This is a genomic window from Stenotrophomonas sp. SbOxS2 (genome assembly GCF_013416715.1).
Taxonomy (GTDB): Bacteria; Pseudomonadota; Gammaproteobacteria; order Xanthomonadales; family Xanthomonadaceae; genus Stenotrophomonas; species Stenotrophomonas lactitubi.
The window spans coordinates 445,377-470,368 of the sequence record NZ_JAAVXD010000003.1 but is presented as its reverse complement, the minus strand read 5'-3'; the positions used below and the strand labels follow the sequence as shown (position 1 = coordinate 470,368).

The window sequence follows — 24,992 nt, the reverse complement described above, 5'->3', positions numbered from 1 at the left end:
GAATGCGTCACCGCCAACCGCGGCCGAGCATGGCCGCAGCTCCACAGCAGATTTCCCCCAAAGAAAAACCCCGCCGAAGCGGGGTTTTTCTCAACACATCAGCACTCGCTGGAGATCAATCGATATCCAGGAAGCTGCGCAGCTGCTCCGAACGGCTCGGGTGACGCAGCTTGCGCAGGGCCTTCGCTTCGATCTGGCGGATGCGCTCGCGGGTCACATCGAACTGCTTGCCGACTTCCTCAAGGGTGTGGTCGGTGTTCATGTCGATGCCGAAGCGCATGCGCAGCACCTTGGCTTCCCTCGGGGTGAGGCCGGCCAGCACGTCGCGCACGGTTTCAGACAGATTGATGTTGGTGGTGTTCTCGATCGGGGACTCCACGTTGGTGTCCTCGATGAAGTCGCCCAGATGGGAATCCTCGTCGTCGCCGATCGGGGTTTCCATCGAGATCGGCTCCTTGGCGATCTTCATCACCTTGCGGATCTTGTCTTCCGGCATGTCCATTTCCTTGGCCAGCTCCTCCGGCGTAGCCTCGCGGCCGTACTGCTGGAGCATCTGGCGGGAAATGCGGTTCAACTTGTTGATCGTTTCGATCATGTGCACCGGAATACGGATGGTGCGCGCCTGATCGGCGATCGAACGGGTGATGGCCTGGCGGATCCACCAGGTCGCATACGTGGAGAACTTGTAGCCGCGACGGTACTCGAACTTGTCCACGGCCTTCATCAGGCCGATGTTGCCTTCCTGGATCAGGTCGAGGAACTGCAGACCGCGGTTGGTGTACTTCTTGGCGATGGAGATCACCAGGCGCAGGTTGGCCTCGACCATTTCCTTCTTGGCCTTGCGCGCCTTGGCTTCGCCGTAGGCCATGGCACGGCTGAGTTCCTTCAGCTCGTCCAGGTCCAGCAGGGTGACCTTCTCGATGTCGATGGTGGCCTGCTGCTCGGACACGATCTGGTCCTTCACTTCACGCAGCGCCGAAGACCACTTCTGCTTGCGCTTCAGTGCGTCTTCCACCCATTCCAGGTTGGTCTGGTTGCCTTCCCAGGAACGGATGAAGTCCTTGCGCGGCATGCGGGCAGTGACGGTGGCCAGGTTCAGCACGCGGCGCTCGTGGGCCTTGACGCTGCCCATGGTGTCGCGCAGCTGCTTGGTCAGCACGTCGGTCAGCGGCAGCGGCAGCTTCAGGGTGACGAACACCGCCGACATCTCCTCGCGGAGCTTCAGCAGGTTCTTCTTGTCGCCCTTGGCAGCCGCCTTCTTGAAGGCGTTGAGGGCATCAGCCAGCGCCTGCATGCGCGCGGCGACTTCCTCCGGATCCGGACCGGTCGGTGCGGCTTCTTCATCGCCGCCGTCGACGTCGTCTTCTTCCTCGTCGGCGTCCGCGTCGGCATCGTCCGCGTCATCGGCCACGGCAGCGGCGGGAGCCGGCACGTCGTCGGTCAGGTCGTTGAAGCCGACGATCACTTCGGCAAGGCGCTTGCGGCCTTCCTTGTGCGCTTCGTAATCGGTCAGCAGCGATTCGACCGACACCGGGAACTGGCCGAGTGCGGCCTGGACCTGGGACAGGCCTTCTTCGATGCGCTTTGCAATGGCGATTTCGCCTTCGCGGGTCAGCAGCTCGACGGTACCCATTTCGCGCATGTACATGCGCACCGGGTCGGTGGTACGGCCACCTTCGGTGTCGAGCGCGCTCAGCGCGGCGGCCGCTTCTTCGGCTGCGGTGTCGTCGACCTCACGGTTGCCCGTGTTGCCGTCGTTGAGAAGCAGGGTTTCCACATCCGGAGCAACTTCATGGACATCAATGCCCATGCCGTTGATCATGCCGATGATGTCTTCGATCTGTTCCGGGTCGACCATGTCGTCCGGCAGATGGTCATTGACTTCGGCATAGGTCAGGTAGCCCTGTTCCAGGCCCTTGCTGATCAGTTGCTTGATTTCGGATTGGGCAGGACGTTCGTTGGCCATGTAGTGCTCGCGCCACCGGCTAGGGGGAAATAGGGAACGTAGCATTATACCAGCCCGGGGCCCGGCCTGCCGGGCGGTGGTCCCGGTGGCCTAGGGCCTGAGGAGGAAGGTCACGGGACCGTCATTGACCAGGCTGACGACCATATGGGCACCAAAGCGGCCCGTTTCCACCCCTGGCGCGTGATTTTCACGACAGATCCCGACAAATCGATTGAACCCGCGTTCAGCCTCCTCTGGCGGTGCCGCGCTGGTGAAGCTGGGCCGCATGCCGGAACGGGTGTCCGCGGCCAGGGTGAACTGGCTGACCAGCAACAGGCCGCCGCCGGTATCACGCAGCGAGCGGTTCATTTTGCCGGCCTCATCTGCAAACACACGGTAGCCAAGCAGGCGTTCGGCCATCCGCTGCAGCTGGGCCTCGGTATCGCCCGGCTCCATGCCGACCAGGGCCAGCAGGCCGGGGCCGATCTGCCCTACCGCCTCACCTTCCACATGCACGGCGGCCTGGCTGACACGTTGAATCAGGACGAGCATCGGCGGGCTTCCAGGCAAGGGGCCGGCCACGATAGCAGCGCCCTTGGCTAAACTGGGGGTGATGAATCCACACCGCAAAGCCCGGCTGGTCTACCGCGCCACCACCCTGTTCGCCCGCCTGCCCTGGCCGCTGCTGCGCGGATTCGCGCATGCCCTGGCCTGGATGTGGGTGCGCCTCGATGCCCGCGAAAGCCGCGTCACCCGCCGCAACCTGGAGCTGGCCTACCCCGAGCTGGACGCGCCGGCACGTGACCGCCTGCAGCGCGACCTGCTGCGCTCCACCGCCCTGCAGGCCATCGAGACCCTGCGCCTGTGGAGCCGGAAGCCCGAAGACAACCTGCGCCTGTACCTGAAGGAGCGCCACGGCCAGGCGCTGTACGACGCGGCGCTGGCCAGCGGCAAGGGCGTGATCGTGGCGGCCCCGCACTACGGCAACTGGGAGCTGCTGAACCAGTGGCTGGCCTCGCGCGGGCAGATCGCCATCGTCTACAAGCCACCGGAGGACGAGGCCAGCGATGCCTTCCTGCAGATCGTGCGCGGCGGCCACAACGTGCAGCAGGTGCGCGCCGAGGGCCCGGCCGTGCGCCAGCTGTTCAAGGTACTCAAGGACGGCGGTGCCACCGGCATCCTGCCCGACCAGCAGCCCAAGGCCGGCGACGGGGTGTTCGTGCCGTTCTTCGGCGTGCAGGCACTGACCATGACCCTGGTCAACCGCCTGGCCGAGCGCACCGGCGCGACGGTGCTGTATGGCTGGTGCGAGCGCATCGGCCCGGACATGGAATTCGCCCTGCACATCGAGCCGACCGACCCGGCCGTGGCCGACCCGGACCCGCAGGTCGCCGCCACCGCGCTCAACGCGGGTATCGAACGCATCGCCCGCCGCGACCCGGCGCAGTACCAGTGGACCTACAAGCGCTATACGCTGCGGCCACCGGGCAGCGGCGAGGAAGACCCGTACGCGACCGACGAGCATCCGCACTGAAAGCCGCTGCACCCGGCCTGCGACACACCGCCGCAGCACGTTGAATACGACGCTGGCGCCCCCATAGAGACACCGATGTCCGCCTCCCCCGGTCCTGCCATGTCTGCTTCCTCCCTGTTCGGTGATCCGGCGGCGATCCGCTGCGAGCGCGCGGTCGCCGAACTGCGCGCCGGTCGTCCGGTCCTGCTCCACGATGGCCAGGGCCAGCGCCTGGCGGTGATCGCGCTGGACAGCGCTACTGCCAGCAGCTTTGCCGCCTTCGCCAGCGCCGCGCGCGAGCGCCATTACCTGTACCTGACCGCGACCCGCGCCCGCGTGCTCGGCGTGGAGGCACCCGAGGGCGCGCGCCTGCCACTGGCCGGCGTCGCCTTCGATGCCCTGCCCTCGCTGGGTTACCTGCGCGAACCAGGGCCGATGCCCGCGGCCTGGAGCGCAGGCGATGCGTTCGATGCCGGCGCGGTGGAACTGGCCCGGTTGGGCCTGCTGCTGCCGGCAATGGTGGCCGTGCGCCTTGAGGCAGCTGACAGCACCTTCGATGGCGCCGCCGAGGTCGGCCTGTGCGATCTGGCCGAAGGCGCTGCACATGCGGCACATGATTACGAACTGGTGGCGCGTTCTCCGGTGCCGCTGCGCGATGTCGGCATGACCACGTTCGCGGTGTTCCGCGGCGGCGTCGCCCAGCGCGACCAGGTGGCGATCATCGTCGGCGAACCGGACCTGTCCGCCGTGGTGCCGGTACGCGTGCATTCGTCGTGCCTCACCGGCGACCTGTTCGGTTCGCTCAAGTGCGACTGCGGCGACCAGCTGCGCCGTGGCCTGCGCAAGCTGAAGGAGCTGGGCGGCGGCGTGCTGCTGTACCTGGACCAGGAAGGCCGCGGTACCGGCATCGCCGCGAAGATGCGCGCCTACGGCTACCAGCATGACGGGCTGGATACCATCGACGCCGATGCGCAGCTGGGCTTCGGCGCCGACGAGCGTCGCTATGGCAGCGCGGTGGCGATGCTGCGCGGCCTGGGTGTGTCCCGTGTCGCCCTGCTCAGCAACAACCCGACCAAGGCACAACGCCTGCGCAATGCCGGCATCGAAGTGCTGGACTGCATTCCGGTGACCGGCGAGATCACCGCCGAGAACGAGCACTACCTGCGCACCAAGGCCGACCGCGCCGGCCACCTGCTGGATGTCGACGCGCTGATCCAGGCCGCCCAGTAACGCGGGCGACCTGCTAACGTCTGCGCGGTGCGGCCATCACCGCGCCTGCCCGCCCTGCTGCCCGACGGACGCCCGCGTGACCGAACTTCCTTTGCCTGTTGCTGCCGCCGAAATGCCCCTCGACCACTGGCAACCCCTGCCGCGACGCGCTGCCCGGTTGGCGGCGCTGGAGGGCGCCTTCGGCGGACTCTTCATCCCCGGCGCACCGCTGGCGGCCGTCTGGTGGTTCTTCGATCTTCCCGGTGGCCTGTGGGCTGCATCGCTGGGCCTGCTGGTCGGCCTCGCCTTCGGTGGCTGGATCGGCCATCGCCGACTGACCCGCACCCGCTGGCGACTGGATGCACAGGGCCTGGGCCTGCGCCGCGACCTGATGTGGCAGCTGGAGACCCGCATTCCCATTTCGCGCGTGCAGCACCTGGACCTGAGGCGCGGGCCGCTGGAGCGGCGTGCTGGCCTGGCCACGCTGATCGTGCACACCGCCGGCACCCGCCTGAGTGCGGTCACCGTCAACGGCCTGGACGAAGCCGATGCCGAGCGCCTGCGTGACACCCTGGCCCATCAGCTCGACCAGGACGCCGACGCCCTGTGAGCCTGCCACCGCCCCTGCCGCCGTCGCTGCCCAACGGTGGCGAAGAGCATCGCCTGCACCCGTGGTCGTGGTTGTTCGTGCTGCTGATGCAGTTGCGCCACTATCTCCTGCCGCTGGTCGCGTTGCTGGTGTTCGGCCAACGCAGCGACCGCGATCCGATGTGGGCACAGTTGATCCCGCTGACTGCCATCGCCGCGCTGGTGCTGGTCTCGGTACTGCAGTACCTCAGTTACCGCTACCGCATCGGCAACGATGCGATCACCGTGCGCAGCGGCCTGCTGGCGCGCAACCGGCGCGAGATTCCCTTCGCCCGCATCCACAACGTGGAAGTGCGGCAGAACCCGTTGCATCGGTTGTTCGGGGTTGCCGAACTGCGCCTGGAATCGGCCGGTGGCGTGCGCCCGGAAGCGGAGATGCGGGTGCTGCGGCTGGATCAGGCGCTGGCCCTGGAACAGCTGGTGCGCCAGCGTGGACAGGCGCCCGAGCCAACGCCGGGCGACGCGCCGGCTGCCAGTGTCGTGCCCTCCGACGACGAGCAGGTACTGCTGCGCCTGTCGAGCTGGGATGTGCTGCGCATGGGCCTGCTGTCCAACCGCGGCTGGGCGCTGGCGATCGCCGCCTTCGGTGTTCTGTTCCAGACCGTACCGCGCCCGGTGATGGACGATGCCATCCAGCGCGGCGGGCGCGAGGCCTTCGGCTACGCCAGCCATCTGCACACCGGGGTAACCGGTGGGCTGGTGCTGCTGGCCGCGGTATTGCTGCTGGGCTGGCTGCTGCTGCGAGTGTTGTCGGTGGTGCTGACGCTGCTGCGTTACCACGGCTTCACCCTCAGCGAGCGCGAACGGCGCCTGACCGTCTCCACCGGCCTGCTCAGCCGCACCCGCAGCAGCGTCGCGCGCCGCCGCATCCAGGCATGGACGCTGGGCGAGAGCACCCTGCAGCGCTGGTTTGGATTGCGCCAGCTGCGCATCGACAGCGCCGCCGGTGGCCCCTCGCGCGACGACGACCGCGCGCTGCGCGAGCTGGCTCCGCTGGCTGGCGCCAGCGCCTGCGACGGGCTGGTGCGCCACCTGCTGCCGCAGCTGCAATGGCCGCCGCAGCAATGGCAGGCGATACCGCAACGCGGATGGTGGCGATTGTCGCTGTCCACGTTGCTGATGGTGCCGTTGCTGACCGCCGCGCTGTACTGGCGCTGGGGCCTGCCGGCCCTTGCACTGCTGGCCTGGCTGCCGGTCAGCCTGTTGATCGCGCACCGGCAGATGGCACGGATGGGGTGGCACCTGGATGGCCAGTTCGTGGCGGTGCGCGGCGGCTGGTGGAAGCGCTGGTGGCGCTGGGCCGAGCTGGACAAGGTGCAGGGCCTGCGCCTGCAGCGCTCACCACTGGACAAGCTGCTGGGTACGGCCAGCCTGCAGCTGGACACCGCCGGTGCGCATGGCGATGTGGCGCTGGCGCTGCGCTACCTGCCGCAGGCGCGTGCGCATGCGTTGATGGAAGAACTGGCGACGGCGCTGGCGCGGCGCAAGCTGCGCTGGTAAGCGGCCGAGCGTTGAATCGACCATCCACGCATGGCGTGGATCTACCGTAGAGCCGAGCCCATGCTCGGCTTGCCGCAGCCGAGCATGGGCTCGGCTCTACAGGACCTACGTCACCGCTGCGACGGCCCCCAGTAGCCCAGGTCCTTGCGGATCTGCAGGTCACGCATCCAGCTGCCAAACGGCTTGCGACGCAGCGCGCCCATCTCGCCGGACAGGAAATCCTCGGTGGCGGCGATCACCCGCTCGCTGGACAGGCCATCGCGGTAGGGGTGGATCGCATCGGCGTAGCGCACGATCTCCGCCTGCAACGCCGCATCCGGATGCAGCGCGCGCGCCAGCATGGCCGGCAGCTGCTGCGGATCGTCGAAATCGATCATGTGCGGCTTCGGCACGCGGTTGCGGAAGGTCACCACCGGCTTGTGCTGGACGATGAACTCGGAAACGATCGATGAGGTGTCCGATACCAGCACGTCGGCGGCGCGCTGGGCGGCCATCACCTGTTCCGGTTCAATGAAGCGCGCATTGGCGCCGGCCAGCGCGCGGTAGCGTTCAAACAGTTCCGGCGGGCACTTCGGGTGCAGGGTCAGCAGCCAGTAGTGCTGCCCGGTGGCAATGTCGGCCGCGATCTGCGCATGCAGGTGCGGGGCCGCACTCAAGCGTTCGGTGAAGGTTGAACCGAACAGGATCACTGGGCGGCCACCGGCCGCACTACGCAGCGCGGCACTGTCGCCGCCGTCATCGCGGAACAGCGGGTCCAGTTTCGGCCAGCCGGTTTCCGCCACGGCAAAATGACCCTGCAATGCCGCGATCTCGCGGAACGGCGCGGTGGTGGCAGGGCCCTGCGTGCAGTAAAGGTCGAACATGCCGCGCACCCGGAAGTGGCCACGCGCACTGTCGCGCTTTTCCACGTTGAAGCCGTGGAACAGCTGCACCTTGGCCCCCGACAGGAAAGTCGGCACCCAGTTGGCCGCGCTGAACACCGCCCGCGGACGCATCGCCAAGGCCTGCTTCAGGCCGATGTTGGGCACGCCGGGCAGCTGGCTGCCAGCCGCACCATCTTCGAACCAGGCCGCCACTTCCTGGCCGGAAGCGTGCAAGGCCTGCACCAACGGGGCGAGAATAGGCAGCGCATAGCGCTCCGTCGCAAACAACAGGTACCCGGCCATCATGTCCTCCACGACCGCTCCCATCGAACGGCCTCGCATCTCGGCCTGCATTATCGCGTTCAACGAGGCCGGGCGCATCGGCGACTGCCTGGCCTCGCTGGCCTTCTGCGACGAGATCGTGGTGGTGGACTCCCTGTCCACCGATGCCACGGTAGCCATCGCCGAGGCGGCCGGCGCCCGCGTGCTGCAGCGCCCGTTCGATGGCTTCCGCAGCCAGAAGGCGTTCTGCGTCGAGCAGGCCCGCCACGACTGGGTACTGTGTCTGGACGCCGACGAGCGCGTCAGCCCGGAACTGCGCACGGCCATCAAGCAAGCCCGCGACGGCGGTTTTGCAGGTCATGCGGGTTACCGCTTCGCCCGCCTGTCGGAGTACTTCGGCAGATTCCTGCGCCACGGCAATGCCTATCCGGACCGGGTGCTGCGCCTGTTCGACCGCCGCCACGGCGGCTGGCGCGGCAAGCGCGAGATCCACGAAGCGGCCAGCGTCGATGGCGCCGTCGGCACCCTGCGTGGGGACCTCATCCACTTCCCTTACCGCTCGCTGCAGCAGCAGCTGGCCAAGACCGAGAAGTACGCGCGGATGATGGCCGAGCACGAGTTCGCGCGCGGCAAGCGGGCCACCCTCGGCAAGCTGGTGCTGGCGCCGGCCTGGCGGTTCTGGCGCGGCTTCCTGTTCCGTGGCGGCTTCCGCGACGGCTGGCATGGCCTGGTGTATGCCTATGTGCGCGCCAACTACGTGCGGCAGAAGACCATCATGCTGTGGATGCTGGGCAACGGCCAGGCCGTGTCCGACCCACCCAACCGCTGAACGGGGAATCGGCCTGGGTTGGACGCTATCGGGCGTTCCTTGCCCGGTGTCGCGCACCTTCCACGATCGACAGGCCGGTCAGCAGGCCGACGATGGTGACGTAGAAGCTGGCGGTCATCTGGTGCGCGAACATCGACTGGGTCAGCCCGCACAGGATGTAGGACACCACCACCATCACGCCGGCGGCGGCCGGCCCACGGAAGGTACCGTGCCCGCTGCGCCGGTGCAGGCGCACGAATACCCACAGGGGCACGCCATACACGGCCAGCAGCAGCAACACGCCCGGAAGGCCCTGGGTAGCCCCCCACTCGGCCAGATCGTTGTGCGCATGGCGGAGGTGGCAGCGGATTTCCTGCGGGTTCTCGCGGCAGACCGGCACCCGCTTCATGGCCGTGTCGAAGTGGCCGATGCCTACCCCGGTCAGCGGATGATCGAGGAAGGTCTCCCATGCCACCTGCAGTCGCTCGACGCGCGCCCCGGCCGAAGAGTCGCTGTCACCCTGCTCCATGCGCTGCACATCGCTGTGCAGTTCGGACAACCGCACCTGGTGGCGCAGTTCGGGCACCGACAGCAGCAGGGTCGCGCCGATGGCCAGCATGCCGGCAAGCACTGAAAGACGCGCCACGCCGGTGCGCCAGCGCAGGCTCAGTGCCAGTACCACCAGCAGCGCCAGCAGTGCTGCGAACACGCCGCGGCTGCCGGTGAGGATGATGGTTCCGCAACCAGCAGCCATGCCGACGATCACCAGCGACCAGCGCCGCGACGGTCTGCAGAACACCAGCAGCACCATCAGCATCATCACGATGTCGGCGAGCACGATCGCGTTGGTGGACAGCTCGGCGCGTGGCGCCCCGTGGAACACCTGCAGTGCCGAAAGCACGAAGGTACCCAGCAGGCCGGCGAACGCACCGCGCCACAGCCAGCGCATGTCCGGGCGCAGCGCACAGACCCACAATGCGATCCACGGGATGACCAGGAAGCGGGATCGATTGTCGACATCGCGCAGGCCCTGTTCGAACAGCACGACCGACACGATGGCCATCACCAGCACCGCCAGCATCAGCCAGCTGAGGACCTTGATCGGCTGCACGTCCATCCGCCGGGCCTGCCACAGCAAGCCGGGCACCATCGCGGTGCTGACCAGCAGCAGCAGCGCGTAGGGCAACAGGTTGATCGGGATGGTCAGCACCAGTGCCGGCATGCAGAACAGGCCGATCTGCGCCAACCAGTGCGCAGCGCGCGGGCGACCACCAATGGGTACGCCCAGCGGATCACCGACCGTGGATTCCAGGTTGTTCTGTGAAGCTGCCACGTCGAAAAAGTTCGCTGCAATCCGGCGGAATGAACGGGATCGCCGGCACGGCCGATCCCACACTGATGTTTTACTGCCTTTGCGGTCGCTTGGGCAGTCTGGACAAGCGCAGGCCTGGGTGGTTACTCCTCACGCTGCAATCGCCGTTCACGTTCCCGCTCGTCGGCGCTGGCCACGCACGGCCCCTGCACCGCAGCGGCAGGCACCAGCCACCAACGGCGGCGGTTGGCGATACCGGCCAGTTCGGCGCGACTGCGATCGACGCAGGGCAGCAGCGCGTCTTCGTGGACCAGCAGCCAGCGCCGCTGCGGTGCCAGTTGCTGCCACTGCACGGCCGCAGCCAGCTGAGCATCCCAAGGCTCGTTGAAACCGAAGGTGGCGGCCGGGCGGTCGGCCATCAGCAGATTCTGCTCCTTCCAGGCCACCAGCCCCAGCTCGGCATCGGCGCCGATACGCTGGCCGGTATGCCGCATCAGGCCGCGCGCGGAACTTGAATCATTCAGCAGCGGATAGCCGATCAGGCTGTACAGCACCCACACGGCAGTGAGGGTCGAGACCAGCGCCAGCTGGCGGCGGCCGCGGCCGAACAACAGCAGGCTGGCCGCACCCCAGCCGCCCATCGCCATCGCCGCCCAGGCCAGGGCGTTCATCTCGCCATTACCGATGCCGCGCGTCTGCATCAGCCGCGTTTCGAAGCCGGGCTTGCCCAGCAGGGCCGCCAGCCCGGCGGCCAACGTGCCCAGCGACAGCAGCAGGGTGAACGCGCCCAGCAGCCACTGCACGTCGCGCCGGCGCAGCAGCCCCGGCAGCAGCGGCGCCAACGCCAGGCAGAACATCGGCAGCGCCGGCAGGATGTAGACGTCGCGCTTGCCATTGGGGATCGAGAAGAACAGCACGATCAGCGCCCACCAGCCCAGCAGCAACAGGTAGCGCGCGTCCCGACGCTGCAAGCGGCGCCGCCAGGCGGGGATCGCCCACGGCAGCGCCAGGAAGGCCGGAATCCACATCGACGGCATGGTGCCCAGGAAGTACCACCAGGGCTGGTGGTGATCCCATGATTGCGCATAGCGCTTGGCGGTCTGCCGGAACAGGATGTCGTCCATGTAGGCCAGGTACTCGCCGGAGCGGGTCGCCAGTGCGGTCATCACCATCGGCACCAGCCACAGCGCGATGGCCAGCACGAACGCCAGCGGCGCCAGCCAGAAGCGCAGGTCGCGTGCATGCAGCCGTACGCGCGGCCAGTGCAGCGCCGAACCGATCAGCGCTGGCACGATCATCAGCAGCGCGATCACGCCCACGCCCTTGGTGATCACCCCGATGCCGGCAAAGAACCAGCCCAGCCACCACCAGCGCCAGGCGGGCCCCAGCAGCAGGTGGCGCAGCAGACCGTAGTTGGCCAGGGTGATGAACAACACCACCAGCGGGTCGATCTGCGCCTTCTTCGCCTGGAAGGTGAACTGCAGGGCGAACAGCAGCGCCCAACCGGCGTACAGGCCAACCTGGCGTGTCCACAGGCGCCGGCCCAGGTCGACCACGCACCACAGCGTGCCGAGGGCGGCGATCAGCGAGGGCAGCAGGAACGCCACACGCCAGTTGCCGACCACGCTGTACAGCGTGGCCTGCCACCACATCAGCATCGGCGGCTTGTCCGAGTACAGCTCCAGCCCACGGTGCGGGAACAGCCAGTCGCCGCTGTCCACCATCTGCTTGGCGACCAGGGCGAAGCGCGGTTCGTCCGAGGGCCAGGGATCACGTAGTCCCAGGCCGGCGCCCAACACCAGCAGGGCCATCACAACGAACAGCCACGTCTGGCGTGACGCACGGGTTTTCAGCATGGGGGCTCGGACAGCGGTTGGGTCAGGCCTTTTTTAGCAGACGCGCGTAGAAAAATCCGTCAGCATCGTTTTCACCGGGCAGGCGCTGGCGAGCGATACCGTCACAGTCCAGACCAAATGCGTCACCCAGCGCGACCGCTTCCGCATCCGCGTGCCACTTCAGGAAGCCCTTCACCTGATCGACGTTTTCCGCGCGCAGGATCGAGCAGGTGGCATACAGCAGCACACCGCCGGGGCGCAGCATCGACCAGCAGGCCTCCAGCAACCGGGCCTGGATGCCGACCAGCGCATCGATATCCTCCGCACGGCGATGGAACATCACGTCCGGCTGCCGGCGGATGACGCCGGTGGCCGAGCACGGTGCATCCAGCAGGATCGCATCGAACGGAACGCCGTCCCACCATGCCCCCGGATCGCTGGCGTCGGCCACCAGGACCTCGGCGCCTTCGCCCACCCCGGTACGGGCGAACGTATCCTTGGCGCGCGCCAGGCGACGGGCGTCGATATCCAGCGCCAGCAATCGCAGGCTGGGGTCGCGCTCAAGCAGGTGCGCAGCCTTGCCACCCGGCGCGGCACACGCGTCGAGCACACGGCTGCCGGCCGGCGGCGCCAGCGCGTCGGCAGCACACTGCGCCGACAGATCCTGCACCGACAACAGGCCTTCGCCGAAGCCGGGCAACTGGTTCACCGGAACCGGCGCGGCCAGTCGCAGCGCATCGGCGCTCAGCGGGCTGGCTTCGGCGGCAATGCCCGCCTCGGCCAGAGCCGCCATCATCTTGTCGCGCCCGCCCTGCTGGCGGTTGGCACGCAGCCACAACGGCGCCGGCTGCAGGCTGGCAGCGAAGATCGCCTCGGCCTGTGCCGGCCAGTCGCGTTCGACGGCCTCGGCCAGCCAGAGCGGAAATGCGTCGCGTGCCGGTTGTTCGGGGAAGCCCTCGCGCTGGGCACGGCGCAGGATCGCGTTGACCAGGCCCGCCTGGCGTTCACGGCCAAGTGCGCGTGCAGCATCGACCGTGGCCGACAGCGCCGCATGGGCCGGCAGCTCCAACACATCCAACTGGGCGAAGCCCACCATCAGCAGCGTGCGCAGGTCGGCATCGCGCGCGGACAGCGGCTTCTGCATCCATCCCTGCAGGGCGGCGTCATAGGTGCTGCGACGGCGCAGCACCGCAAAGCACAACGCTTCAAGCAGCGCACGGTCGCGGGTGTCGGCCAGTTTCGGCAGCGCCCAGGCCAGCTCCGCCTTGAGCGAACGGCCGCGGGTGAACACCTGCGCCAGCACGCGCGCCGCCAGCATGCGGGTGGCTGCGCCCGGCGCCGCTTTGGCGATGGAAAAATCGTTTGCCTTGCTCACCCGTCAAACCCCCACGCGCAGGTCACGGCGGGCATTGAGGTAGTCGGCGGCGGTGATGGCCTTGCCGCCTTCCCGCTGCAGCACGCGCAGGCGCAGTGCGCCCTGCCCGCAAGCGATGTCGATGCCCTCGCGGCCAGCGGCCAGCACCGTGCCCGGTGCCTGGCCATGCGCAACATCCAGCGCCACCGCGCCGTGGATGCGCACGCGCTCACCGGCCAACAGTGCCTCGGCAATCGGCCACGGATTGAACGCACGCACCGTGCGCGCCAGCGCTTCTGCGTCCTGCACCCAGTCCAGTTTTGCCTCGGCCTTGTCCAGCTTGTGCGCGTAGGTCACGCCCTGCTCCGGCTGCGGCCGTGCGATCGGCTTGATGCCGGCACGCAGCAGGCCCAGCCCATCGGACAGCACCTGCGCGCCGAGCTCGGCCAGCTTGTCGTGCAGCTGGCCACCGGTATCGGTGGCGGCGATCGGCAGCTCCTGGTGCAGCAGCACCGGGCCCGTATCCAGGCCTGCTTCCATCTGCATCAGGCAGATGCCGGTCTTCTCGTCACCGGCCTGGATGGCACGCTGGATCGGTGCGGCGCCGCGCCAGCGCGGCAGCAGCGAACCATGCACGTTCCAGCAACCGTGGGTCGGGATGGTCAGCACCGCCTTGGGCAGGATCAGGCCATAGGCCACCACCACCATCAGGTCCGGCTGCAGGTCACGCAGCTGCTGCTGGGCCGCCTCGTCCTTCAGCGTTTCCTGCTGGTACACGGGGATGCCGCGGGCGACCGCTTCCAGCTTGACCGGCGAAGGCGCCAGCCCACGGCCGCGACCGGCCGGGCGATCAGGCTGCGTATAGACAGCCACCACCTCGTGATGACGCGCGGCCGCGCGCAGCGACGACACCGCGAATTCCGGCGTACCGGCAAAGACAATCCTCATGGCAACCCCACTTGCAGGATGAAATCGTGCAGGAAAAAAAACGGCGCCGTCGACCGGCGCCAGGCAGCCCGCGCGTCACGCACAGGCGCGAGCCACCCCGAAAGGGCGGCCCGCAACAACCATCACGCCACGTGCTTGCGCTGTTTGGCCAGCTTCTTGCGGACCATCTCGCGCTTCAGCGGCGACAGGTAATCGATGAACAGCTTGCCGTCCAGATGGTCCATCTCGTGCTGCACGCAGACCGCCAGCAGGCCATCGGTGGTCAGTTCCTGCGGCTGCCCCTGGCGGTCCAGGAACTTGACGGTGATGGTGTCGGCACGGGTCACGTCGGCGAAGATGCCCGGCACCGACAGGCAGCCTTCCTGGTACACCTGGCCCCCGTCCTTGGCGACGATTTCCGGGTTGATGAACACGCGCGGCTCGTTCTTTTCTTCGCTCACGTCGATGACCATGAAGCGCTGGTGCACGTCCACCTGGCTGGCAGCCAGGCCAATGCCGGGGGCGTCGTACATGGTCTCGAACATGTTGTCGAGCAGCTCCTGGAACGCCGGCGTGGTCACTTCGGCGGCATCGATCAACGCAGCCTTGGTACGCAGGCGCGGATCGGGGAACTCAAGGATGGGGAGTAAAGCCATGGCAGTTTCCGGGGTTGGGGCCGGGTTACGCCGGCATACGTCGCAGATTCTAGCTCCAACGCTTGCCTTGCGCCCCGGTTTCTGGACTATAGTGCGCGGACCTGTTGGGGAATCAGGGCTTCACACCTATGTTGCTTCGTTTTCGTACGGTCGTCGCCGCGGCGATGCTGACCGTGGCTGCCTATGCTACCGCCGTGGAAGTGAATGGCGGGCACCCGGACACCTATGTGGTCCGCAAAGGGGACACCCTGTGGGATATCGCAGGACGTTTCCTGCAGAAACCCTGGCTGTGGCCGGAGATCTGGCAGGCCAATCCGCAGGTCGCCAATCCACACCTGATCTATCCCGGTGACGTCCTCAGCCTGGCCTACCTGGACCGTGTGACGGCCCAGCCCGGCCCGCGCCAGGAAGCCCCGGTGACCGGCGTACCGCTGGCCCAGGTCGAGCCGTTCCTGAAGCAGCTCAGCGTGGTCGACAGCATCGAACAGCTGCCGTACGTGGCCGGCCTGGAAGACAACCGCCTGCGCGCCACCGGTGGGCAGACCGCCTATGTGCGCCTGGCCGACGCCCAGGTCGGGCAACGCTGGGCCGTGGTCCGTCCGACCGTGCGCTACGCCCAGCCCAAGCCAACCGAGGACCTGACCGCCAACGGTGATGTCACCCCGGGCAGCGGCAACCTCTGGAAGGCCTTCAGCGCTCCCAACCACCGCCGTGGCGTACTGGGTTACGAGCTGGCACAGGTCGGCACCGGCACCATCACCAAGGTGGCCGGCGGCAAGACCGAAGCGTCGACCCTGGTACTGGACAACGCCAGCGGCGGCCGTGAAGTGCGTGCCGGCGACCGCCTGGTACCGGTCGAGGCCACGCCGTACGACCTGCAGTTCTTCCCGCATGTACCCGCAGCGGGTGTGGAAGGCGTCGACGTGCGCGTACTGGCGGTCACCGACATGTTCAACGCCGGCGGCCCGCGCGATGTGATCGCGATTTCCGCTGGCCGCGCCCAGGGCGTGGACAACGGCACCGTGTTCTCGCTGTGGCGCCAGGGCAGCCACGTGGCGCACCGGATGAAGTTCCCGGGGTCCTCGCGCATGGACGACTCGACCAGCACGGGCGCCGGCCGGGTCAGCCTGCCGGATGAGTACGCCGCGCATGCCATGGTCTTCCGCACCTTCGACAACGTCAGCTATGCGTTGGTGATGCAGGGCGTGAAGCCGGTGCGTGTGGGCTACAGCGCGCTGCATCCGGACGCGAAATGATCCGGCGCCGGGCCCCGCCCGGCCTCGGCAGATGGCGCCGGCCGCATCGGCCGGCAACCTCCGGGATACCCTGACAGCAATACGCGAAGGCGCCCTAGGGCGCCTTTGTTGTGTGGGGCCGATAGTCGGGGGATGACTGAGCATGGACATGAGGCGCTGCTGCGCCTGTTGATCGCCGGTGGTTCCCTGGCACCCAGGCGCGCGCTGTTGCAGACCACCGGCAATGCGGATGCAGCGTTGGCACTGGGCGTTGCAGGCTGGCGGGCCCACGGCTGCACGCCGGAACAATGCGCTGCGCTGGAGCGTCCCGACACCCGCGCCCTCGCGCTTGCGCAGCGCTGGCTGCAGCAGCCGGATCATCATCTGCTGGCCTGCAACGATCCGGCCTTCCCGCCCCTCCTGCTCGATGCACCCAATCCGCCCCTGGCGCTGTTCGTTGCCGGGGATCCGGCCATCGCCTGGCGTCCCGCGGTAGCCCTGGTCGGCAGCCGTTCACCCACTCCCGCCGGGCGTGCCCTCGCCGCCCGGTTTGCCACCTGCTTCGTCGAGGCCGGGTTGGCCGTGACCAGTGGATTGGCGGCAGGTATCGATGCCGCCGCCCACCAGGCGGCGTTGGACGCAGGCGGCTGCACCCTTGCGGTGATCGGCACCGGCCCCGACCGCGCCTATCCCACCAGCCACACCCGTCTGCAGGCAAGAATCGCCGCCGAAGGTGTGGTGCTCAGCGAATACCTGCCAGGCACGCCCGCACGGCCGGGCCACTTCCCCGCGCGCAACCGGCTGGTGGCCGGGCTGGCCCTGGCCACGGTGGTGGTCGAGGCCGCACAACGCTCGGGCGCCCTGATCACCGCCCGGCTGGCGGCTGAAGCGGGCCGTGAGGTCTGTGCGATACCCGGCTCGGTGCTCAATCCGCGCGCAGCCGGCTGCCACCGGCTCATCCGTGAAGGGGTTGCCCTGGTCGAACGCCCCGAGGAAGTGCTGGAACTGCTGGCCCCGGCATTGCGCCTCCAGCTTCCGGGCTTGCAAACCCGGCTTGCCACCCCCACTGAACAGGCAGCGCCGGCGGACCTGCCGGCATGCTGGGCGAACGACGCTGACTACCAGAGCTTGTGGCGGGCACTGGAGTACGACCCCATCAGTATGGATTCACTGATCACGCAGTGTGGATTGACGGCGTCGGAGGTGTCCTCCATGCTGCTGGCCATGGAACTTGCGGGGATCGTGGTGTGCGTACACGGCCGCTACTGTCGACGTCCCTAGTTTCTTCACCTCCACAGCGTCGCGCGACGCAGGCCGAGGGGCAATGAAAGAGAGCATCCTGGATGTACTGTTGTACCTGTTTGAACACTATTTCAGCGAAGATGCGGACCTGATCCGTGACCGCGACTCACTGCAGAATGGCCTGATCCAGGCCGGTTTCAGCCCCACTGAGATCAACAAGGCATTCGAATGGCTCGATGCCCTGGCAGCGCAGCGCCCAAGCGCGGCCCAGGCCCGGGTCGATGGCCCGGTGCGCATCTATCACGGCCCGGAGCTGGACAAGCTTGATGTGGAATGCCGTGGTTTCCTGCTGTACCTGGAACAGCACGGCATCCTGGATGCCGGCCAGCGCGAGCTGGTGCTGGACCGGGCCATGGCCCTGGATCAGGACGAACTGGACCTGGACGACCTGAAATGGGTGGTGCTGATGGTGCTGTTCAACCAGCCCGGCGCCGAGGCGGCTTACGCCTGGATGGAAACGCAGATGTTCGTGGACGAGCCAGAACCCCTGCACTGACCGTACACTTGGGGGCCGTGCGCATTCAGGAGCGTCCCCCGTGAGTGAGTGGTTCCATGCCGAAGGCAACCGCCAGCAAGGCCCGTTGCCCTCGGAACAGTTGATCGAGCTGTTCCGTAGCAACCAGATCACCCTGGACACCCTGGTATGGCGCGACGGCTTGCCGCAATGGCAGCCGTTGCGCAATGTGGTCGACGAACTGGGCCTGATCGTGCCCGCCGTTGATGCACCCGTCACTGCGGCACCGCCGCCGCCTGCCGCTCCTCTGCCGCCGACCCTGCCGCCTGCCTCTCCGTACGCGACCACGCCGATGGACGCTGCACCGGCCACGAAGAAGGGCCTGTCCGGCTGCGCGTTGACCGCCATCATCGGCGGCGTTGCCCTGCTGGTGGTGGTGCCGATCCTGGCCATCCTGGCGGCCATCGCGCTGCCGGCCTACAACGATTACACGATCAAGGCCAAGGTCGCCGGCGCGATCACCGCGCTGCAGCCGCTGAAGGACAAGGTGCAGCATTTCGCCGATGACCAGGGCCGTTGCCCGGGCGCCAACGACGCCGGTTTCCCGGCCGTGGACGAATTCGCGGGCCAAGGCCTGTCGGCCGTGCATATCGGCCGCTTCAACAATGGCCACTGCGGTATCGAAGCGACGCTGGCGTTTCCGGGCAAGAGCCAGGATGGCGACCTGCTGTGGCTCGAGTACGACCGCGACAGCGGACGCTGGGAATGCAGCGGCGAAAGCGACGACAAGTATCTGCCCACGCAATGCCGCGGCTGAGCCGCGCATCGGGCAACCCACCAAGGACGACCCAACAGGGGACATGCAATGACTGAGTGGTACTACGCCGAAGGACAGCAACGCCAGGGACCGCTGGAGGTCACCGAGATCCGCCAGCGTTTCCAGCGCGGCCAGTTGACCCTGGACAAGCTGGTCTGGCGCGAAGGCATGGGACAGTGGGCACCGCTGCGGCAGATGGTGGACGAACTGGGCCTGCAGACCCTGGCCGATGCCAGCACCTCCACCGCGACCGGTGGCTTCGACCTGCGCAACGACTACGCCGCGATCGACAACGGCACCGCGCCACTGCCGGGCACCGGCGCCCTCAGCAGCTCGCCGTACACTGCGCCCGGTGCAGGCGGCGGTGACTATTCGCAGCCGGTGCAGGGCGGCGAAGTGGTCTATGCGGGCTTCTGGAAGCGCTTTGCCGCCTACCTGATCGACTATTTCGTCCTGCTGATTCCCAGCGGCGTGGTCGGTGGCGTGCTGGGCTTCGTGCTCGGCGCCGGCATGGGGGCGACCGGCAGCGGCGAAACAGCAGTGGAAGTGGTTACCCAGCTGATCAGTGGCCTGGCTGGCCTGTTCATCGCCGCCGCCTACTACGGCTGGTTCCATGCCTCCCGTGGCGGCGCCACCCTCGGCAAGATGGCCATCGGCATCAAGGTCGTGCGCGGCAACGGTGATCGCCTGACCCTGGGCCGCAGCATCGGCCGCTATTTCGCCACCATCCTCAGTGGCCTGACCCTGTGCATCGGCTACCTGATGGCCGCCTTCACCGAGCGCAAGCAGGGCCTGCATGACCTCATCTGCGACACCGTGGTGGTCGACCGCTGGGCCTACACCGACCAGCCGCAGCTGCAGCGTCGCGAACTGGGCACGGTGACCATCGTGATCCTGGTGCTGGGCGGCCTGCTGATGCTGGCCGGTTTCGCCGCGATCATCATCGCTGTCGGCGTCATCGCCAACATGGCGTCCTGATGGGGGATCGAGGGCCAATGCGCCGTCGCAGACGGCCATCCTCACGCCCCCCTGCTTGACAATGGCAGGCCGGGCGTGATTCCTCTAATAAGGTGAAACCTGAACGCCCGGCACAGTCCCGGGCGTTCAGTTTATTGATTTGCCCGTGGCCGCTTCACTAATGCGGCCGTTTGCTCCACCCTAGCGGCCCTTCCCCGCGGCTTACCCACAGACCCTGCTGCCATGCCCAAGCACCTGCTCATCGTTGAATCGCCGGCCAAAGCCAAGACGATCAACAAATACCTCGGCAAGGACTACACGGTCCTGGCCTCGTATGGGCACGTGCGTGACCTGATCCCGAAGGAAGGCGCGGTTGACCCGGACAACGGGTTCGCCATGCATTACGACGTGATCGAGAAGAACGAAAAGCATGTCGATGCGATCGCCAAGGCCGCAAAGGGCGCCGACGACATCCTGCTGGCAACCGATCCGGATCGCGAGGGTGAAGCGATCAGCTGGCATATCGCCGAGATCTTGAAGGAGCGCGGGCTGGTCGGGGACAAGCCGATGCAGCGCGTGGTCTTCACCGAGATCACGCCGCGCGCGATCAAGGAAGCCATCAGCCAGCCGCGCGAGATCGCCAGCGACCTGGTCGATGCCCAGCAGGCGCGCCGCGCGCTGGACTACCTGGTCGGCTTCAACCTGTCGCCGGTGCTGTGGCGCAAGGTCCAGCGCGGCCTGTCCGCAGGCCGCGTGCAGAGCCCGGCGCTGCGCATGATCGTCGAGCGCGAGGAAGAGATCGAAGCCTTCATCGCCCGCGAGTACTGGTCGATCGCCGCCGAGTGCGCGCACCCCTCGCAGCACTTCAACGCCAAGCTGATCAAGCTGGACGGGCAGAAATTCGAGCAGTTCACCGTCACTGACGGCGACACCGCCGAGGCCGCCCGCCTGCGCATCCAGCAGGCGGCACAGGGCGCCCTGCACGTCACCGACGTGGCCAGCAAGGAGCGCAAGCGTCGTCCCGCGCCGCCGTTCACCACCTCCACGCTGCAGCAGGAAGCCTCGCGCAAGCTGGGTTTCACCACCCGCAAGACCATGCAGGTCGCGCAGAAGCTGTACGAAGGCGTGGACATCGGCGGCGACGAAGGCACGGTCGGCCTGATCTCGTACATGCGTACCGACTCGGTGAACCTGTCGCAGGACGCGCTGGCCGAAATCCGCGACGTGATCGCCCGTGACTACGGCATCGCCTCGCTGCCCGACCAGCCCAACACCTACCAGACCAAGTCCAAGAACGCCCAGGAAGCACACGAAGCGGTGCGTCCGACCTCGGCACTGCGTACCCCGGCCCAGGTCGCGCGGTTCCTGACCGACGACGAGCGCAAGCTGTACGAGCTGATCTGGAAGCGTGCAGTGGCCTGCCAGATGATTCCGGCCACGCTCAACACCGTCAGCGTGGATCTGTCGGCCGGCAGCGAACACGTGTTCCGCGCCAGCGGCACCACCGTGGTCGTGCCCGGCTTCCTGGCCGTGTACGAGGAAGGCAAGGACAGCAAGAGCGCCGAGGATGACGACGAAGGCCGCAAGCTGCCGGCGATGAAGCCGGGCGACCGCGTGCCGCTGGAACGCATCGTGGCCGACCAGCATTTCACCCAGCCGCCGCCGCGCTTCACCGAAGCGGCGCTGGTGAAGGCGTTGGAAGAATATGGCATCGGCCGTCCTTCGACCTACGCCTCTATCATCCAGACCCTGCTGTTCCGCAAGTACGTGGAAATGGAAGGCCGCAGCTTCCGCCCGTCCGATGTCGGCCGTGCGGTGTCCAAGTTCCTGTCCAGCCACTTCACCCAGTACGTCGACTACGACTTCACCGCCAAGCTGGAAGACGAGCTCGATGCCGTCTCGCGCGGCGAGGAAGAGTGGATTCCGCTGATGTCGCGCTTCTGGGGCCCGTTCAAGGAACTGGTCGAAGACAAGAAGGAATCGGTCGACCGTGCCGAGGCCAGTGGCGCGCGCGAGCTCGGTACCGACCCGAAGACCGGCAAGCCGGTCAGCGTGCGCCTGGGCCGGTTCGGGCCTTACGCAGCCATCGGCAGCACGGCCGAGGATGCCGAGGACAAGCCCAAGTTCGCTTCGCTGCGGCCGGGCCAGTCGATGCACACCATTTCCCTGGAAGACGCGCTGGAGCTGTTCCTGATGCCGCGCGCGCTGGGTGAGGACAAGGGCGAGGACGTCAGCGTCGGCATCGGCCGCTTCGGCCCGTTCGCCAAGCGTGGCAGCACCTACGCCTCGCTGAAGAAGGAAGACGACCCGTACACCATCGACCTGGCCCGCGCCGTGTTCCTGATCGAAGAGAAGGAAGAAATCGCGCGCAACCGGATCATCAAGGAATTCGAGGGCAGCGACATCCAGGTGCTGAACGGTCGTTTCGGCCCGTACATCAGCGACGGCAAGATGAACGGCAAGATCCCCAAGGATCGTGAGCCGGCATCGCTGACCCTGGCCGAAGTGCAGCAGTTGATGGAAGAGACCGGCAAGCCGGTGCGCAAGGGCTTCGGTGCCAAGAAGGCCGCCGCGAAGAAGGCCCCGGCAAAGAAAGCGGCAGTGAAGAAGGAAGCCGCGCCGAAGAAGGCGGCTGCCAAGAAGGCGCCGGCAAAGAAGGCGGCGAAGAAGGCCACCAAGAAAGCGGTGAAGAAGGCCCCGGCCAAGAAAGCCGCCAAGTAGATCCACGCCATGCGTGGATGATCTGCCAAGGTGTGCGGACCAACGGTCCGCACCCACTGCTCCACCCGTTGTGCACGCAGCGGGGGGATAATGAAGGCCCACGCCGGGCCCGGTCGCCGCCATGAAAGAACTCACACTGGACACCGCAGTCGCCACGCTTCGCAGTGGCGGGGTGATCGCCTACCCGACCGAAGCAGTCTGGGGCCTGGGGTGCGACCCTTCGCATGAGGCAGCGGTGCACCTGCTGCTGCGGCTGAAGCAGCGCCCGATCGAGAAAGGCATGATCCTGGTGGCCGCGGAACTGTCGCAGCTGCAGGGCTGGGTGCGCCTGCAGGCGCTGCCCGATGCACGCCAGCGCGCGGTGCTTGCCAGCTGGCCCGGCGCCAACACCTGGATCCTGCCCGCCGGTGCACGCGCCCCCGACTGGATCACCGGCGAACACAGCGGCATCGCGGTACGGATCAGCGCCCACCCCTTGGTCGCGGCACTGTGCCAGGCCTGGGGTGGCCCTCTGGTCTCTACCAGCGCCAACCTTGCCGGCGAGCCACCCGCGCGCAGCCGCGAAGAGCTGGACCCACGCCTGCTGCGCCTGCTCGACGGCATCCTCGATGGGCAGACCGGCGGCCTGGCCCAACCCACGCCGATCCGCGACGCGCTCAGTGGCAACGTACTGCGCTCCTGACAGGCTGATTGCGTCGGCGTTGCCGATCGCGCACGCTGCGCACATGACCCTGCTGCGCCCTGTCCTGTGCCTGGCCCTGCTGCTGCCGTTGCCGGCACTTGCCGCTGACGACGTGCGGGTCTACCGCTGCGTCGGCAGCAATGGTGCCGTCGCCCTGCAGGACAAGCCCTGCACTGCCGGCCGCCAGGAAGTGCGCGACCTGCAGCGTCCACGCGATCCGCCGCCGCGAGTGGTCAGCACCGATGCCGCAGTGCCCGCACCGGCGCAGACATCGCCGATGCGCGAGCGCGAGGTGCGCCATGTCTACATCCAGCCGCCACAGCCGATGTACGAATGCGTGAGTGAAGACGGCGACCGCTACACCAGCGACAACAACGAAGGGAATCCGCGCTGGGTGCCGCTGTGGACAACGGTCTGGTATCCGCATGGCCATCCTGGCGGCGGGCGACCCGGACCGCATCCAGGGCCGCGCCCGGCCGGTAGCGGCAGCACCATCGGTACCCCCATCGGCGTCGGGCCGCCGGTGTATCGCCCGCCGTCAGTGGGCGTCGGCGTCAACGTGCCTGCCGGCAACATCCTGGTTCGCGATACCTGCCACGCCCTGCCCCCGCAGGAAGTGTGCGCACGCCTGCGTGACCGTCGCTGGGAACTGGACCGGCGCTACAACAGCGCACTGCAGAGCGAGCGCACCGCGATCAGCAACGAGCAGCGCGGCATCGATGCACGGCTGGCGCAGGATTGCGGCCGCTGAGCCCCGCGCCGGGGGTTGTGCCGCGCGCTTTGGTAGAGGCCCACCTTGGTGGGCGCTGGCAGACAGCAGTGCCAACCAAGGTTGGCAGCTACCAGGGCGTGTGAGTCCTGCGCTGAGGGCTGTGCCGCGCTTTGGTAGAGGCCCACCTTGGTGGGCGCTGGCAGACAGCGGTGCCAACCAAGGTTGGCAGCTACCAGGGCGTGTGAGCCCTGCGCTGAGGGCTGCGCCCCGCTTTGGTAGAGGCCCACCTTGGTGGGCGCTGGCAGACAGCGGTGCCAACCAAGGTTGGCAACTACCAGGGCGGGGCTGTGCCGCGCGCTTTGGTAGAGGCCCACCTTGGTGGGCGCTGGCAGACAGCAGTGCCAACCAAGGTTGGCAACTACCAGGGCATGTGAGCCCTGCGCCGTGGCAGACAGCGGTGCCAACCAGGGTTGGCAGCTACCAGGGCATGGGCCACGGCTGTAGGCTGCTCGCATGAGAAGACTGATCTGGCTGGCCATCGGCCTGTTGCCCGGCCACGCGTTGGCCGATGACATGGTGATCTACCGCTGCACGTCGGCCAGCGACGTGCAGACCATCCAGCGCATGCCTTGTCCCGAGGGCAGCACGCAGCGCGTGCAGCGGGTGGCCGATCCGGCACGGACAGCGCCTGCCGCTGCCACACCGGACGCTCCTCCACCGAGCGCCAGGGCCTTGCCCACGTCGCCCCCCACCTCAACGCCCAGCGTGCCCACTGCCGCGTCGGCCAGCCCGCGCGCCGGCGAGGAACGTCCGATCATGGAAGCCCGCATGGTCGACAGCGCAGAGGGAGACACCATCCTCGACAGCGCGACGCTGCACCAACGCGGTGAGGGCGCTGCAACGGACAAGGACGCGCCAGCAAAGCCTCCGTTACCGGCGATCTTCCAGTGCGTTGACACGCAGGGCGGCTCCTACCTGCATGAGTACGAGGCTGCGCCAGGTCGCTGCGAACTGTTGAACATACAGGGCCTGGGTGGGGCAACACCGGTCAACGCCGCCAGTTGCGAGGTGGTCAGCGACCGCTGCACGGAAGTGACCGAAGCACAGCGCTGCGGCAGCTGGCAACAGCGCTTCCGCGATGCACGCGGTCGCGAGCGGTTCGTCGCACCGGAGAATCAGCAGGCGGCGCGCGGCGAACGCGAGCGCCTGCAGGCCGTGCTGGAAGCCAGCAATTGCCCGGTGCCGCAGTGAGCAGCCGCG

22 protein-coding genes are annotated in these 24,992 nt (G+C 67.5%); 14 read left to right on the top strand and 8 right to left on the bottom strand.

All coding sequences use genetic code 11. The features are described from left to right. Window positions 1–115 precede the first annotated feature (115 nt). Window positions 116–1,966, bottom strand: coding sequence for an RNA polymerase sigma factor RpoD (gene rpoD / locus HFK18_RS07305; RefSeq protein ID WP_180165431.1), 1,851 nt, complete (start codon window positions 1,964–1,966; stop codon window positions 116–118). A gap of 90 nt (window positions 1,967–2,056) precedes the next feature. Next, window positions 2,057–2,497 (bottom strand): D-aminoacyl-tRNA deacylase, encoded by a 441-nt coding sequence (gene dtd, locus HFK18_RS07300; protein ID WP_180165429.1) that lies wholly within the window; start codon window positions 2,495–2,497, stop codon window positions 2,057–2,059. Window positions 2,498–2,558: 61 nt separating this feature from the next. Here dtd and HFK18_RS07295 point away from each other — a divergent pair, with 61 nt between their 5' ends. From HFK18_RS07295 to HFK18_RS07280, 4 genes are all read left to right on the top strand, one after another. Then, window positions 2,559–3,479 (top strand): lauroyl acyltransferase, encoded by a 921-nt coding sequence (locus tag HFK18_RS07295; RefSeq protein ID WP_180165427.1) that lies wholly within the window; start codon window positions 2,559–2,561, stop codon window positions 3,477–3,479. 75 nt (window positions 3,480–3,554) lie between these two features. Next, window positions 3,555–4,688, top strand: coding sequence for a GTP cyclohydrolase II RibA (gene ribA, locus HFK18_RS07290; protein ID WP_180165425.1), 1,134 nt, complete (start codon window positions 3,555–3,557; stop codon window positions 4,686–4,688). A 112-nt stretch (window positions 4,689–4,800) separates the two neighbouring features. Beyond that, a complete protein-coding gene (locus tag HFK18_RS07285) occupies window positions 4,801–5,277 on the top strand; it encodes a PH domain-containing protein (protein ID WP_100554223.1) in 477 nt (158 codons plus the stop codon). Further along, window positions 5,274–6,815, top strand: coding sequence for a PH domain-containing protein (locus tag HFK18_RS07280; protein ID WP_180165423.1), 1,542 nt, complete (start codon window positions 5,274–5,276; stop codon window positions 6,813–6,815). The genes HFK18_RS07285 and HFK18_RS07280 overlap by 4 nt, the downstream gene beginning before the upstream one ends. A 110-nt stretch (window positions 6,816–6,925) precedes the next feature. On the opposite strand, the gene HFK18_RS07275 is transcribed toward HFK18_RS07280, so the two are convergent. Then, window positions 6,926–7,984: a CDP-glycerol glycerophosphotransferase family protein gene (locus HFK18_RS07275; protein WP_180165413.1), complete on the bottom strand. Its 1,059-nt coding sequence runs from the start codon at window positions 7,982–7,984 to the stop codon at window positions 6,926–6,928. Here HFK18_RS07275 and HFK18_RS07270 point away from each other — a divergent pair. Next, on the top strand, window positions 7,983–8,789 hold the full coding sequence (locus tag HFK18_RS07270; RefSeq protein ID WP_180165411.1) for a glycosyltransferase family 2 protein: 807 nt from the start codon (window positions 7,983–7,985) through the stop codon (window positions 8,787–8,789). The two genes, HFK18_RS07275 and HFK18_RS07270, sit on opposite strands and share 2 nt — an antisense overlap. 25 nt (window positions 8,790–8,814) lie before the next feature. On the opposite strand, the gene HFK18_RS07265 is transcribed toward HFK18_RS07270, so the two are convergent. From HFK18_RS07265 to def, 5 genes are all read right to left on the bottom strand, one after another. Next, window positions 8,815–10,101 carry an O-antigen ligase gene (locus tag HFK18_RS07265; protein ID WP_343202951.1) on the bottom strand — a complete coding sequence of 429 codons (1,287 nt, stop codon included), beginning with the start codon at window positions 10,099–10,101 and terminating at the stop codon, window positions 8,815–8,817. A 122-nt stretch (window positions 10,102–10,223) separates the two neighbouring features. Then, complete coding sequence (locus HFK18_RS07260; protein WP_180165409.1) at window positions 10,224–11,936, bottom strand: glycosyltransferase family 39 protein; 1,713 nt, start codon at window positions 11,934–11,936, stop codon at window positions 10,224–10,226. 22 nt (window positions 11,937–11,958) lie between these two features. Further along, window positions 11,959–13,290, bottom strand: a complete 1,332-nt coding sequence (gene rsmB / locus HFK18_RS07255) for a 16S rRNA (cytosine(967)-C(5))-methyltransferase RsmB (protein WP_180165407.1) — start codon at window positions 13,288–13,290, stop codon at window positions 11,959–11,961. 3 nt (window positions 13,291–13,293) lie between these two features. Continuing rightward, window positions 13,294–14,217: a methionyl-tRNA formyltransferase gene (gene fmt / locus HFK18_RS07250; protein ID WP_180165405.1), complete on the bottom strand. Its 924-nt coding sequence runs from the start codon at window positions 14,215–14,217 to the stop codon at window positions 13,294–13,296. Between the two features lie 122 nt (window positions 14,218–14,339). After that, window positions 14,340–14,852 carry a peptide deformylase gene (def, locus tag HFK18_RS07245; RefSeq protein WP_025879059.1) on the bottom strand — a complete coding sequence of 171 codons (513 nt, stop codon included), beginning with the start codon at window positions 14,850–14,852 and terminating at the stop codon, window positions 14,340–14,342. Window positions 14,853–14,980: 128 nt separating this feature from the next. Between def and HFK18_RS07240 the strand changes: the two genes are divergently transcribed. The 9 genes from HFK18_RS07240 to HFK18_RS07200 all read left to right on the top strand — a co-directional run bounded on the left by HFK18_RS07240 (window position 14,981) and on the right by HFK18_RS07200 (window position 24,983). Then, a complete protein-coding gene (locus HFK18_RS07240; RefSeq protein WP_100553738.1) occupies window positions 14,981–16,108 on the top strand; it encodes a LysM peptidoglycan-binding domain-containing protein in 1,128 nt (375 codons plus the stop codon). A gap of 132 nt (window positions 16,109–16,240) precedes the next feature. Then, on the top strand, window positions 16,241–17,368 hold the full coding sequence (dprA, locus tag HFK18_RS07235) for a DNA-processing protein DprA (RefSeq protein ID WP_100553739.1): 1,128 nt from the start codon (window positions 16,241–16,243) through the stop codon (window positions 17,366–17,368). A gap of 43 nt (window positions 17,369–17,411) precedes the next feature. After that, window positions 17,412–17,885: a DUF494 family protein gene (locus HFK18_RS07230; protein ID WP_025879062.1), complete on the top strand. Its 474-nt coding sequence runs from the start codon at window positions 17,412–17,414 to the stop codon at window positions 17,883–17,885. Window positions 17,886–17,925: 40 nt separating this feature from the next. Next, window positions 17,926–18,660 (top strand): GYF domain-containing protein, encoded by a 735-nt coding sequence (locus HFK18_RS22005; protein ID WP_180165403.1) that lies wholly within the window; start codon window positions 17,926–17,928, stop codon window positions 18,658–18,660. A 48-nt stretch (window positions 18,661–18,708) separates the two neighbouring features. Continuing rightward, window positions 18,709–19,638: an RDD family protein gene (locus tag HFK18_RS07220; protein WP_180165395.1), complete on the top strand. Its 930-nt coding sequence runs from the start codon at window positions 18,709–18,711 to the stop codon at window positions 19,636–19,638. Window positions 19,639–19,860: 222 nt separating this feature from the next. Further along, window positions 19,861–22,338 carry a DNA topoisomerase I gene (locus HFK18_RS07215; protein ID WP_180165393.1) on the top strand — a complete coding sequence of 826 codons (2,478 nt, stop codon included), beginning with the start codon at window positions 19,861–19,863 and terminating at the stop codon, window positions 22,336–22,338. A 121-nt stretch (window positions 22,339–22,459) separates the two neighbouring features. After that, window positions 22,460–23,020, top strand: a complete 561-nt coding sequence (locus HFK18_RS07210) for a Sua5/YciO/YrdC/YwlC family protein (RefSeq protein ID WP_180165391.1) — start codon at window positions 22,460–22,462, stop codon at window positions 23,018–23,020. Between the two features lie 43 nt (window positions 23,021–23,063). Next, entirely contained in the window at window positions 23,064–23,771 is a 708-nt protein-coding gene (locus HFK18_RS07205; protein ID WP_180165382.1) for a DUF4124 domain-containing protein, read from the top strand. A 474-nt stretch (window positions 23,772–24,245) separates the two neighbouring features. Further along, window positions 24,246–24,983 carry a hypothetical protein gene (locus tag HFK18_RS07200; RefSeq protein WP_180165380.1) on the top strand — a complete coding sequence of 246 codons (738 nt, stop codon included), beginning with the start codon at window positions 24,246–24,248 and terminating at the stop codon, window positions 24,981–24,983. Window positions 24,984–24,992 lie beyond the last annotated feature (9 nt).

Excerpts from the sequence above, each read along its gene's own strand:
- HFK18_RS07240 (WP_100553738.1), top strand. The coding sequence starts at position 14,981 with ATGTTGCTTCGTTTTCGTACGGTCGTCGCCGCGGCGATGCTGACCGTG.
- HFK18_RS07215 (WP_180165393.1), top strand. The coding sequence starts at position 19,861 with ATGCCCAAGCACCTGCTCATCGTTGAATCGCCGGCCAAAGCCAAGACG.
- def (WP_025879059.1), bottom strand. The coding sequence starts at position 14,852 with ATGGCTTTACTCCCCATCCTTGAGTTCCCCGATCCGCGCCTGCGTACC.
- HFK18_RS07275 (WP_180165413.1), bottom strand. The coding sequence starts at position 7,984 with ATGATGGCCGGGTACCTGTTGTTTGCGACGGAGCGCTATGCGCTGCCT.
- rpoD (WP_180165431.1), bottom strand. The coding sequence starts at position 1,966 with ATGGCCAACGAACGTCCTGCCCAATCCGAAATCAAGCAACTGATCAGC.
- HFK18_RS07285 (WP_100554223.1), top strand. The coding sequence starts at position 4,801 with ATGCCCCTCGACCACTGGCAACCCCTGCCGCGACGCGCTGCCCGGTTG.
- HFK18_RS07200 (WP_180165380.1), top strand. The coding sequence starts at position 24,246 with ATGAGAAGACTGATCTGGCTGGCCATCGGCCTGTTGCCCGGCCACGCG.
- dprA (WP_100553739.1), top strand. The coding sequence starts at position 16,241 with ATGACTGAGCATGGACATGAGGCGCTGCTGCGCCTGTTGATCGCCGGT.
- dtd (WP_180165429.1), bottom strand. The coding sequence starts at position 2,497 with ATGCTCGTCCTGATTCAACGTGTCAGCCAGGCCGCCGTGCATGTGGAA.
- ribA (WP_180165425.1), top strand. The coding sequence starts at position 3,555 with ATGTCCGCCTCCCCCGGTCCTGCCATGTCTGCTTCCTCCCTGTTCGGT.
- HFK18_RS07220 (WP_180165395.1), top strand. The coding sequence starts at position 18,709 with ATGACTGAGTGGTACTACGCCGAAGGACAGCAACGCCAGGGACCGCTG.
- HFK18_RS07230 (WP_025879062.1), top strand. The coding sequence starts at position 17,412 with ATGAAAGAGAGCATCCTGGATGTACTGTTGTACCTGTTTGAACACTAT.
- HFK18_RS07205 (WP_180165382.1), top strand. The coding sequence starts at position 23,064 with ATGACCCTGCTGCGCCCTGTCCTGTGCCTGGCCCTGCTGCTGCCGTTG.
- HFK18_RS07260 (WP_180165409.1), bottom strand. The coding sequence starts at position 11,936 with ATGCTGAAAACCCGTGCGTCACGCCAGACGTGGCTGTTCGTTGTGATG.
- HFK18_RS07210 (WP_180165391.1), top strand. The coding sequence starts at position 22,460 with ATGAAAGAACTCACACTGGACACCGCAGTCGCCACGCTTCGCAGTGGC.
- HFK18_RS07270 (WP_180165411.1), top strand. The coding sequence starts at position 7,983 with ATGTCCTCCACGACCGCTCCCATCGAACGGCCTCGCATCTCGGCCTGC.
- HFK18_RS07295 (WP_180165427.1), top strand. The coding sequence starts at position 2,559 with ATGAATCCACACCGCAAAGCCCGGCTGGTCTACCGCGCCACCACCCTG.
- fmt (WP_180165405.1), bottom strand. The coding sequence starts at position 14,217 with ATGAGGATTGTCTTTGCCGGTACGCCGGAATTCGCGGTGTCGTCGCTG.